Raw genomic sequence first — 12,403 nt, forward strand, 5'->3', positions numbered from 1 at the left:
TCAACAAAAAATGATTCTTCCCTGTTTTGCTTCTCTTCCTCATCCCCCGCAGTACTCATAACTCAGCACTCCAATAGGATACTCTCAAGTTTTAGTTAACCCATTGAGAGAATTTACTAAACTCTAGGACTTACGCAAAAAAACGAAAAAATAAAATTTTAGAACAGGGTGTAGGGGTATGAGGGTGTAAGGGGGGAAGTATTCAAAACCCTTACACCCCATACCCTTTCACCCCCACACCCAATCCCCATAGACAATTTTGGTGCGTAAGTCCTGAACTCGTGGCAATTTATCAAAATTGATGAAAACAGATCAATGCTCAATGTAAACTAACGTTGTGTTTTACAGATTTTCTGCAACATTTTGTAGTAAAAATATCAATTTTCAGGTAGCATACTACACAGGAAATAGAGTTTAATAGATTCAAAGACAATTCATGTTGACCAATAGTCCCTAAATGGTGCAAATGCCCAGATTTATCTGTGGGGTCAGTCTAAAATCTAAAATTGTGAAATAGCTGAAAAATTAGCGATACTTGAAAAACAGAGATAGGATAACGCAGATTTCACACTCTAGTCAGACTGCTGTCTCAAGAATTAAACTGTATCCTATAGCCATAGTTTTAGTCTATACCGGATTTTGTGTTCAAGCCTGTGTAGATGAGGTTGAAAGAAAACGCTTTCCGCGTTGCTGCAAGTTTTTTGTTTTGGATAAATATACTACATGACTTCTGCTGCTGAATTGCCAGCCAGCCCTGGCGCTACGTCTATTGATCATTCAATTACCCAAGATACTCACCAGCATGATCCCCTAAAAACAGCGACTGGTGTGTATGTCACAGTGCATGGTCATTTTTATCAACCACCGCGCGAAAACCCTTATCTAGACGCAATTGAGCGTCAACCCAGTGCTGCACCTTTCCATGATTGGAATGAGCGGATTCACTATGAATGCTATCGTCCCAATGCCTTTGCCAGAATCGTCAATGACCAAGGCGAAGTGATGGGGATCGTGAATAATTACGAGTATCTCAGCTTTAATATTGGCCCTACCTTGATGTCGTGGCTAGAACGCTATGATGTGGAGGTTTATCAACGAATATTAGAAGCAGATGCCAAAAGCGCCGATCGCCTGCAAGGTCATGGCAATGCGATCGCGCAAGTATATAATCACATCATCATGCCTTTGGCTAACGAACGGGATAAATACACGCAGATTCGCTGGGGCAAAGAAGACTTCAAATCTCGCTTTGGTCGTGATCCCGAAGGCATCTGGTTAGCAGAAACAGGTGTAGACTACGCAACTATCGAAGCTTTAATTGCTGAAGGGATTCGTTTCATTATCCTTGCACCATCCCAAGCACAACGTTGTCGTCCTCTACCCAAACAAAATGATCCCCAACCAGAATGGCACGAAGTTGGTGGTAGTCAGATTGATCCCACCCGTCCCTATCGTTGCTATTTGAAAGGAAATAAAGAATGGGGATTTGAAAAAGGAGATATCCTCAACTCACCACTCCCGACATCGGACACTTCTAAATATATAGATATCTTCTTCTACGATGGCCCAATATCCCGCGACATGGGTTTTACAGATGTCACCTATAGTTCCCATCACTTAGCCGGACGTATAGGTTCAGCTGTGCGTGGGGATCATCGTCCCGCCCAATTGATATCTGTGGCTACCGATGGGGAAACCTTTGGACATCATAAAAAAGGCACAGAAAAAACCATCGCCTACGCCTTTACCACCGAACTTCCCCGTCATGGGTGGACAGTCACCAACTTTGCCCACTACCTCAGCTTAAACCCACCAACTTGGGAAGTAGAACTCAAGCCTATCACCGCTTGGAGTTGCGCCCACGGTGTTGATAGATGGCAGGATGACTGTGGTTGTGGTGGTGAGGGTGGTGTTTGGCATCAAAAATGGCGGCGACCTTTACGTAACGCCTTAAATTGGCTGCGGGATCAGCTAGTGGAAGTGTATGAAGAATATGGGCAGCAATTTTTCAAAGATCCGTGGTTAGCTAGGGATGAGTATATCAAAGTCATCCGCGATCGCTCACCCGCTAATGTCAGCCGCTTTCTCTCCCGCCATCAAACCCACAAACTCAATGCCGCCGAACAAGTAGATGCTTTGCGCCTATTGGAAATGCAGCGTCACTCTTTACTAATGTTCACCAGTTGCGGCTGGTTTTTTGAAGAACTATCTCGCCCAGAAGGTACTCAAATTCTGCGTTACGCCGCCCGCGCCTTAGAACTGGCGGGAGATGTCGCAGGTGTGCAGTTAGAAAAAGGCTTCGTCAAACGCTTGGGTTTAGCACCAAGCAATGTAGACTTATTCAAACATGGCGGTGAAATATATCGTCAGTTAGTCTTAACTGCTCAAGTTAGCTTCAAGCAAGTTGCTGCTCACTATGCCATTACTTCACTGTTTAATAATCATCGACCCGTAGAGACTTGCAATTTACCAGGGCAAGATACCTCTGGTAAACTGCGTCATCATTGCCAAAAGCGAGTTTATTGCTACACAAGTAATGAGTTAGACTACCAACGGCAACGCATGGGAGCATTGACTTTAGTTGTCGGACATTTAAAATTAGTTTCCGAAATTACTTGGGAAAGCGAACATTTAGTGTTTGCTGTGCTACATTTAGGCGGTTGGGATTTTCACTGCTGCATTCAACAGTTTACAGGGCGACGTGATTACAGCCAGTTAAAAGAAAAATTGTTCACCGCACTCCAGCAAGCCAGTGCAGCCCAGACTATTTTGGTGATGACACAGGTGTTTGGCAATGAAACCTTTAGCTTACAGAATTTATTTGCTGAAGAACGCCACCGGATTATGCGGTTAATCAGTCAAGAAACATTAACTCGACTTGACCAACTGTATACCCAAACATACCGCGAAAACTACGGCGTACTCATGGCCTTTCATCGGGATGAACTCGAAGTACCCCAAGAATTGCAAGTGGCTGCCGAGATTGCTTTAGGATATCGCTGTATGACGACATTGCGATCGCTAGAGCAAGACATCACAGAACCGCAATCTTGTGGAAATCACATTGTAGAATTAGAAGCGATCGCCACAGAAGCCAAGCATCTGCGTTGTCGCTTCAATATTCCCGAAGGTAAGCAAATATTAGAGCAATTAATTTTGCGATCGCTCTGGCAATTATTACATGACACCAACGGTAGTTTTGCCACCGATATCCAACTCTTAGAAAGATTGATTGATGTGGGATATCAACTCAACTTAGGTATTTCTCTCTATCGTTCTCAAGAACTATACTTCAGTTGTCTGCACAGTCAGATAGCACCCGCTTGTTTTGCCAGCCTGATCAATAAACAGGATACTAGTCAATGTCGGCAGTTATTAAAATTAGGTCAAAAGTTAGCCGTTGATGTGAAGGGAATTTTAAGTCAGTTAGATTAGTATATTCCTCAAACTTAGATCCCCGATTTCTTCAAGAAGTCGGGGATCTTGCTATTCACGAATGATTGATAATTGCTATAAAACTAGATTAATCGGCCAAATAATCTTGTCTGATATATATGAGGAATGATCGCTCCTATTAGCCTAAATTAAGGGAGCGATCGCTGCACAAACAAAAGTGGAACATTAGTAATTATGTATTGAGTAGCAATCTCATTTAACATACTTAAGATAGATTTACTATACGTCATCAGGCTGATATAGTAACTTGTCTGATTTATTTAAAATCCCCAACTCTACCCTTTTAGTCGTAGTCAATTTTGGATTGACTGATGATTATTGAGCAATCAAACTATTAATTATCTTTTATGACTCGCATTATCGGTTTAATTAGTGGTACATCCGTAGATGGCATTGACGCTGCTTTAGTAGATATTTCTGGTACAGATTTAGACCTGAAAGTTGAGTTATTAGCAGGACAAACATATCCTTATCCGGCTGAACTCCGAGACAGTATTTTAGCTGTTTGTGCAGGTAAAGCCATTTCAATGGCAGAATTAGCAGCATTAGATGATGCGATCGCCTTTAGTTTTGCCCAAGCCGCGCAAAACATTCAAACTGGTCATCAGCCAGCAATTTTAATTGGTTCCCACGGGCAAACAGTTTATCATAGACCACCACAAAGCCAGGGATTTGGGCAACCCCAGTCTCTAGGCTATACACTGCAATTGGGACGAGGTGAATTGATTGCTAGTATCACAGGAATTACTACCATCAGTAATTTCCGTGTTGCTGACATTGCGATTGGTGGTCATGGCGCACCACTAGTACCCAGAGTTGATGCCTTTTTACTAAGTCATCCAGAAGAAGCACGCTGCATTCAAAATTTAGGCGGTATCGGGAATGTGGCTTATATCCCACCCCGCCGCGACAACTGGTTAGAAAAAATGCGCGGTTGGGATACAGGCCCAGGCAACAGCTTGTTAGATTTAGCAGTAGAGCATTTAACTAATGGTGCTAAAAAATATGACGAAGATGGTAAATGGGCGGCGACTGGTAGTCCTTGCCAATCTTTAGTCGAACAATGGTTGCAGCAAGACTACTTTCATTTACCACCGCCCAAATCTACAGGACGTGAGTTATTTGGTGTAGATTACTTAAATCAATGTTTAAAAGATGCCGGGCCATATCAACTCAGTCCGGCGGACTTTCTCGCCACCCTTACCGAACTGACAGCAGCTTCTGTTGTTCACAGTTACCAAACCTTTTTACCGCAAATGCCACAACGGGTATTTTTATGTGGTGGTGGTAGTCGGAATCTGTATTTAAAAGAACGTTTGCAGTCATTATTAAAAACAATCCCCGTTTTAACTACCGATGAAGTCGGCTTGAGTGGAGACTTTAAAGAAGCGATCGCTTTTGCAGTTTTAGCCTACTGGCGACAGCTAGATATGCCCGGAAACCTACCATCAGCCACAGGCGCACCCCATGAAGTCCTGCTGGGAGAAATTCATCCAGCCGAAAAATAAGTTTTGCGGACTTAGCACCTGACATTTTTAGGTTTCAAATATATCTTTAAGTCGTAAGGGTACTTGATTAAGACAAGGAACTGAGAAGGTGGGTCATACTTTTTTAATGGAACCAGGACGCTGGTCATTACAAGGCAATTGGCTAGAACACAATGGAATGCCAATCAGCGTTAAGGGTATGACCCTAGTTGCTTGGAATCGAGATAACTGGTTCACAATGGCAACCAAGCTGATTTTTCCTGGTAGCGATCGCTCAGAAATTTCCTTAGTATACAAAGGGCGGTTGCATGAAGGTGAACGCCAGTATACTTTTTTACTTCAACATAATTTGTTCGGACAGATCGAAGGCGAAGGTTGGATTGGTCTCGATACAATTGTGCAACGCTATTGGGTATTGAGCGATCGTCAACGTCGCAGTGGCTTTGAAACAGTCTATCGTCTCTCAGATGATGCTTATTATTTAAGTTCTGGTGTCATGTCCGGTCATTCCCTCACCAGTACAATGGAAGCCAGTTTAGAACGGCAACCGCTCAAATAGTGCTGAGTTGGAAATGCAGAGTGATGAGTTGTAAAGATACTCATGACTTATGCAAAAACCGCTAAAACTCTCATTTCTCAGGGAACTCTGCATCTTGCGTCTGGAGTTGTTTAACGTTCCCTAGTCTGTGCATTAATCCTGACCCAATACGGTTCAGATAAGAACCCTAAATGACAACAAAAGCAACAAATAATAACTAATGACTCAATAAAAAACGAAAAAATGATTTTGGAGGGGGTTTGGGGGACGCAACCGTCCCCCAATCGGGGGCTTGGGGGATTCTCCCCCAAATCTTGCTCATTGTCTAATAGGTAGAGCAGAAATTGAGAAATCAACTCTCATCACCTTAACTGAATCGTATTGAGTCCTGACCTTGAAATTACTGGGTTTCTACTTAGGACTCAGTACTCAGCACTTTGCCATATATCAGCGATTGTAAATCAATAGAAACTATAGATAATTATTTAGCCAAATTTGGGCAGACTAGAAATACATCAACATCAGCGTGCGGAATGTGAGCAAACTTCAGGATGAATCTACCATTCCGTAGATTTGAATTGGCATCTTCCACCAATTGTAAACACTAATTGCTGACAAACCGCAGGCCAAGAGTAGCAATTCTCCCCCCAGAGAACTAAAAACTGCTTCTGAACTTGATTGATCTAGAAACTCATTCTAAATCAATCAAAAACGCCAGTTTGAAAATACTTGTTTTCCTACACACTTAACATCAATCTGCTTTTGGAGTCGAATGTTTTATGTCAGACCCCAACATTGGACGCTTACTCGGCAAACGCTACCAGCTTCAGGAACTAATTGGTACTGGAGCAATGGGTCGAGTTTATCGTGCTAAAGATATTTTGTTGGGAGGCGTACCAGTAGCAGTCAAGTTTCTCGCCCTCTCGATTCAAAATGAAAAGATGCGGTTACAAGAACGCTTTGAGCGAGAAGCCAAAACCTGTGCTTTGCTGGGACAAAAAAGCATTCATATTGTGCGAGTCATGGACTATGGCGTAGATGAAAATAATACGCCCTTTTACGTGATGGAATATCTTCAAGGACATGGCCTCAGTCAGATTATTCGTCAGCATCATTTAGCTTTACCCAGATTCTTGAGCATGGTGCGTCAAATCGGACTGGGATTACAGTGCGCCCATGATGGGATTCCCGTTGATGGCGCTATTTATCCGATTATTCACCGTGATATCAAACCCAGTAATATACTCGTCATTCAAGACTCCAGCTTTGGGGAGTTAATTAAAATTCTTGATTTTGGTATTGCTAAGTTACTCCAAGCCAATAACAACGAGCAAACAAAATTTTATTTAGGAACTTTAGCTTATTCTTCTCCCGAACAGATGGAGGGTAAGGAATTAGATAATCGGTCAGATATTTACAGTTTAGGTGTGATGATGTTTGAGATGCTAACTGGCAAAATGCCGTTAGTCGCTGCAACTCATTCCTTTGGCGCGTGGTACAAAACCCATCACTTGCTAGAACCACGTTCTTTTGCCGCAGTCAATCCTGGGTTAGAAATACCCAAACAAGTAGAAGATTTGGTCATGAGTTGTCTGGCTAAATCACCAAGCGATCGCCCCCAAAAAGTAAGCGAAATTTTGCAGGCCTTAGAATCCATCGAACAGAATTATCGCTCGCCCATCATTCAACCAGATAAACCCGCACCCAAAACAGTAGCAACTCGCAGCTTAACAATTCCTGTAGAAGTTCAGCCCCAGACAAAAGCCGATATAGAGGTATTATCTGCTCATGATGAAATCTTACGTACTACTGCTTGGCCAGACAACAAACCCATAGCGGATATTGTCTTCCCCAAAACAATTCGTTTGAATAACGAAGTTTTACCAACTCTTTGGGTGATGCTACCACAGCAGGAAATTATCAAACGGTTTGCCTGTAATCGTTATAATCAATTTCTCTTTCTGCCTGCACCGCATCCGATGACACTGTGGATTACTGTTATCTACAATCGTCAACATGGTGTAAAGTGGCTGCCTTACTATCTTGATCTCAAAACTAGTTTCGGCCAAGAAATAACTAGATTACTTGCAAAAACTGGTTATTATCGATTGTTATTCTTTGCCAGAGAAGCACCAAGTCGCTGTTCTCACATCTTACTTTGCAGCATCGCTACGGCTCAACGCCAAAATCTCGAACAATGGGCTGAAGAAAGTAAAATCTCAGCATCATCTGTTGATCCACAACTTAGTAAAAATGTACTAAAAAGTGAATACGAGAGAATTAAACCCCAAATTTTATCTAAATTAGAAGCAACGGCTACAGACATTCCCTTTGATCTTTCCGGTGAGAATGTGGCGGATTGCAAAATGTAAACTTTTGTGACGAAAAAACTATATTCGGTTGTAAGCCTTACGTTATAGCAAATATAATGATTAGCGATGGCGAGTGGTCAACTAAATTTAATTGGATCTACGCAGATAGTGCTATGTGTCCAATACAGCACCCAAATTAGTTTGTTTAACTAGCCTTGAGTTAATTACCTGGGCTACCTAATGCGACTAATTTATCCCCTACAATACAGTTTACTCTTAACAATTATGTGCAGCCTTTTAGATGGCTGGGCATAGTTTTGGGTTAAAACAATCAATCTACAATCGCTGAACTAAAGTTGACGCCCCAGCATCCCCAGCTCCTTTCCTTCTTGGAACCGAGCAAGAGAAGGAGGTCGCCCACTGCGACACAAAAATAAGTCTATGCCAGAGTGGAACCTGAGTCTAAGCCCCACTGGTGTTTAAGAAGCTCTTGGTAAGTAGCCTCGCGCACAACCATTTGCTCATAGAGTTTGACCAAAAAGTCTTTCGCTTGGTCATGGCTCATGTGCTGTACTTGAGTAGCAAATGAACGGATGCTGAATTGTTGTTCCAAAGATAATTCAATTGGCTGGTTCATAGTAAACTCCGAAAAACAACGCGTAAAAGTGAGATTTAGGGTTAGAAATCCCTCAAAGGATAGTTTTGGGACTAGCAGTAGCTCTACATTTGTTCCTACGTATTAAGAAAGATAACAATTGTTTGACTATTTGCCCACACCCTTGGGGATTAAATTTTTTGTGTCCTTAACCGTCTTTGCCTAAACCTACTGGTATACAACTCAAGTATATTGAGGCAAATTCCGGGAAATTTCACAAATAGTGAATCTAAATACCTGATTTTAGCCTTTCCGAGTCAAGCTTCTCTGGGAGGGAGAAACTGGTGAGTGCAAAGGTAAATATAAGGTATTAAACCTGAATTATATTCGCTATACCGTATTAGGTGCAAGATGTCAATTCAACAAATTATATAAACTCTACCTCCAACTGCTAAATTTTGGAAGTTAAGAGTATTTTTATCAAGTTGTAAAAAATAAAAATGCTCAGGCTGAACAAATTGCTGAGTATATCTACTAAAGATAACGTTTGGCGAAAATTTGAGTCAGTTGATTCCAGGATTTACTCGTAAAGCTTGGGTTTAGAGGTGAAAGGGTGTTGTATTCAAAACCCCTACACCCTTTCACCCTTGATTTTTCATATCACTGCGTAAGTTTTACATTCTAGACTGGTGGAGGTGGGCTGTATAGTCAGGTAGTGCAGAGAAATGAAGAAAAAGCCATTAACCACAGCAAACTTTACCAGAGGGGCTGCTGGCTGGCGGAAAACAAGAGAAATGTTTGGTCAAAATTACTTTTGACCATTGACAATTGATTTGTTCAGTCTTGTATTTCTACGATCACAACTGTGATGTTATCATGCCCGCCTTGTTCTTTGGCAGCTTCTATGAGGGAGATAGAGGCTTTTTCCAGTATAGGGATGTTTTGCAGACACTCAGCAATTTGTGGGTCTATTAGTTCTTCAGTAAGACCATCACTGCATAATAGCAAGCGATCGCCCCCTTTTACGTCCAGTGGTTGCAAATCAAATTGATTCAGGTCTTCTCGACCCAAACACCGGGATAAGACATGACGAAAAGGGTGCATTCTGGCTTCTTCAGGGGTGATGTCGCCAACTTTAATCGCTCTGGCTACCCAAGTATGGTCTTCGGTGATTTGCTCTAGTTGTGAATTACGCAAGCGATATAATCGAGAGTCGCCAACATGAGCGCACCAAGGAGTTTCTGCTTGACGGAAAAGTACTACAACTACGGTAGTACCCATATCAGCGCGTTCGGGGTGATTTTGCTGATCTAGTAAAATTGCTTCATTAGCTTGCCACAAAGCTTTTTCGAGGATTTTTTCATTTGGTTCAGGCCCATCCCAATTTGCTACTAAATAGGCTTGAATTTCCCTTGTCGCAATGTGGCTTGCTTCTTCACCGCCTGCGTGACCACCCATACCATCAGCAACGACAAAAAATCGTCCTTCAGGATCGATATAATAAGCATCTTGGTTACTCGAACGAATAAGACCCGGATCACTAAAACCCGTGAATTTTAATTTCATAATTTTTTAAGGCAATATTTAATACATACGTTCATAACGGTCGAGGCGAAGAAGCAAACGGATCAGGATTACTGAGACGGCTGCTGCAATCAAGCCAGCTACCACCGCTAACCATACATAATGATTCACCAATAAAATGGTAGCTGACAGAGTAAATCCACTGATTATCAAAGCGTAGCTAATTCCAAGCTGAATACTTGCCTGTCGTCGCAAGAGGCGTTCTGATTCGATAGAACGTACCCGCACCCGCATATCGCCCCGCTCTAATTTTTCCAGAGTATCTTCTAGCCTGCGGGGTAGGCCGAATGCGGTGGTACTCACCTGTACTGCTTGACGACTTAATTCATTTAAAAAGCTATTGCTATCAGCGCCATTCATGTTTGTCATAAGCTGCATTGCATAAGGTTGGGCAACTTCCATAAAGTTAAATTCTGGATCTAAGCCCTTACCTACCCCCTCTAGAGTGGAAAAAGCTCGCATCACAAAAGTAAACGTTGCAGGAAATCTAAATGGCTGATTATAAGCTATTTCGTATAGATCATCACTAATTGCTGCAACTGATTGTGTTTCAAACGGCTTATCCATAAAATTGTCCAGCATATACTGGACAGAACGCCGGACTGGCCCAATATCATCGACTGGTGCGATCGCGCCTAAATTAATTAGTGATTCTACTACGCGATCGCCATCTTTTTGAGCAATGCCAAACAAGGTTTCCATCAGTCCTTCTCGGACATTGGACTTAATGCGTCCCATCATCCCAAAGTCGTAGAAGATTAAACCACCCTCGGCACTGACAGCAATGTTACCTGGATGGGGGTCAGCATGGAAAAAGCCATTATTCAGCAGTTGATGTAAATAAGCTTGAGCGCCTTGACGCGCAATCAATTTCCGGTCTAAACCCGCCGCTTCTAAAGCTTCATATTGACTGATTTTAATGCCGGGTAAATATTCTAAGGTCAGAACTCGTGGTGAAGCGTAACGCCAATAGACTCTAGGCACTTTCACCCAGTCATAACCGCGAAAGTTGCGGCGAAATGTATCAGCGTTACGGCCTTCCCCAAGATAATCAATTTCTTCCCAAAGAATGCGACAACATTCTTCATAAATCCCCATCCAGTCTCGTCCCTTCCCCCATTTGGGATGGTTTTGGAAGTAACGAGCAATTCCTTTGAGAATCTGTAAATCTATTTCAAATAACTTTTTTAATCCAGGACGCTGCACCTTAACGACAACAGCTTCCCCACTGTGCAGCACAGCTTTGTGTACTTGTCCTAAACTTGCAGCCGCTAGTGGAATAGGTTCAAAACTTTGAAAAAGTTCCGGAATTTTCTTCCCTAATTCTTGCTCAATAATCGTTTCTACTTGCTCATAGCTAAATGCCGGCACTTTATCTTGCAGTTTTGACAACTCTTCGACATATTCACTGGGAAAAATATCAGCACGAGTTGAAAACAATTGCCCAACTTTAATAAAAGTCGGACCTAAATCTAGTAATGTATTTCTTACCCAAATTGCTTGGGCTTTGCGCCTTGCTGCTTGTTTGGCTTCTGTTACACCACCTGGATAACTCCAAGATTTGTTATAACGCCAAACTTTGAACATAAAAGTCAACACAAAAGACCAAATGTCCACAAAACGGCGTTTGCTAGAGTAGTTTTCACGATTCCAACGGTATGCTTTGTCTGAATAACTTTGTTCCATATCTTTTGCGTACCGTTGGTTTGTCACTGAATCAACTGGAAGATAAGACACTCTGATTCCTAAACTTTGTTTGATTAAAGAGTCATTTGTCATTCGTCATTGGTCATTTGTCAGTCGTCATTTTGACTCTTGACTATTAACTCTTGACCATTAACTAAACAGAACTGCTGCGATATCGCTGTAGTTCATTCCGCAATAGGGCAATTTCGGCGCGTAATTCGTCAATGTTGGCTTGCAAATCAACTGGGTCTTCTCCGACTGTTGTGGTTTGACCAACATTAGCCGCCTCTGCGGCGCGATTTGCTCTGGCTGTGACTTCTTCTGTAAACTGACGCAGTTGCTCTCTAGCTTCAGCATCAAATTTACCTAACTCACTGAGCGCATCGGTCAAGGCGACTTCTAGGCGCTCATTAATCACTTCCGCTACTGCTCTGCCTACAAAAAAGGCTTGTAAAAGGGGGTTACTCATAAATTTTTGTTACGCTCATCCGCAAGAGAATTATAACTTGCTCGTATGCTTTGCCGCTTCTATCTGAGAGTTTTGGAGTCAATTTTACAGGTTTAAAGTTACCCCCCTTTACAATTCTTTATTATAATCATATAACTGTATATGTATTTAGTTACATATAAAACTATAGATTAAGAAAATCTAAAAATTAATTAATTTAACTTGCTTGTGTTTTTTTCGGAGTGGTTGATTTTTTATTTCCATAGTGAAGTAATTCATTATATATATTTACATTTA

The 12,403-nt window shown here is 42.0% G+C and carries 8 protein-coding genes; 4 read left to right on the forward strand and 4 right to left on the reverse strand.

The features are described 5' to 3' along the window. The first annotated feature begins 723 nt into the window (after window positions 1-723). The 4 genes from H6G28_RS06775 to H6G28_RS06790 all read left to right on the forward strand — a co-directional run bounded on the left by H6G28_RS06775 (window position 724) and on the right by H6G28_RS06790 (window position 7,853). Entirely contained in the window at window positions 724-3,435 is a 2,712-nt protein-coding gene (locus H6G28_RS06775; RefSeq protein WP_190589784.1) for a DUF3536 domain-containing protein, read from the forward strand. A 368-nt stretch (window positions 3,436-3,803) separates the two neighbouring features. Then, window positions 3,804-4,964: an anhydro-N-acetylmuramic acid kinase gene (locus tag H6G28_RS06780; protein WP_190589785.1), complete on the forward strand. Its 1,161-nt coding sequence runs from the start codon at window positions 3,804-3,806 to the stop codon at window positions 4,962-4,964. A gap of 88 nt (window positions 4,965-5,052) precedes the next feature. Beyond that, window positions 5,053-5,502, forward strand: coding sequence for a hypothetical protein (locus H6G28_RS06785; RefSeq protein ID WP_190589786.1), 450 nt, complete (start codon window positions 5,053-5,055; stop codon window positions 5,500-5,502). A gap of 758 nt (window positions 5,503-6,260) precedes the next feature. Further along, window positions 6,261-7,853 carry a serine/threonine-protein kinase gene (locus tag H6G28_RS06790; RefSeq protein ID WP_190589787.1) on the forward strand — a complete coding sequence of 531 codons (1,593 nt, stop codon included), beginning with the start codon at window positions 6,261-6,263 and terminating at the stop codon, window positions 7,851-7,853. A 379-nt stretch (window positions 7,854-8,232) separates the two neighbouring features. Here the strand turns inward: H6G28_RS06790 and H6G28_RS06795 are convergent, their stop codons facing one another. The 4 genes from H6G28_RS06795 to H6G28_RS06810 form a co-directional block, all read right to left on the reverse strand. Next, window positions 8,233-8,430: an NblA/ycf18 family protein gene (locus H6G28_RS06795; protein WP_015113604.1), complete on the reverse strand. Its 198-nt coding sequence runs from the start codon at window positions 8,428-8,430 to the stop codon at window positions 8,233-8,235. Window positions 8,431-9,225: 795 nt separating this feature from the next. Then, on the reverse strand, window positions 9,226-9,954 hold the full coding sequence (locus H6G28_RS06800; RefSeq protein ID WP_190589788.1) for a PP2C family protein-serine/threonine phosphatase: 729 nt from the start codon (window positions 9,952-9,954) through the stop codon (window positions 9,226-9,228). Between the two features lie 18 nt (window positions 9,955-9,972). Further along, the gene (locus H6G28_RS06805; RefSeq protein ID WP_190589887.1) at window positions 9,973-11,658 is read right to left on the reverse strand and encodes an ABC1 kinase family protein; all 1,686 of its coding nucleotides are present in this window, start codon (window positions 11,656-11,658) and stop codon (window positions 9,973-9,975) included. A gap of 154 nt (window positions 11,659-11,812) precedes the next feature. Next, window positions 11,813-12,127, reverse strand: coding sequence for a DUF6825 family protein (locus H6G28_RS06810; protein ID WP_190589789.1), 315 nt, complete (start codon window positions 12,125-12,127; stop codon window positions 11,813-11,815). Between the last annotated feature and the right edge of the window lie 276 nt (window positions 12,128-12,403).

The sequence above is a fragment of the Nostoc sp. FACHB-190 genome (assembly GCF_014696905.1).
Classification (GTDB): domain Bacteria; phylum Cyanobacteriota; class Cyanobacteriia; order Cyanobacteriales; family Nostocaceae; genus Nostoc_B.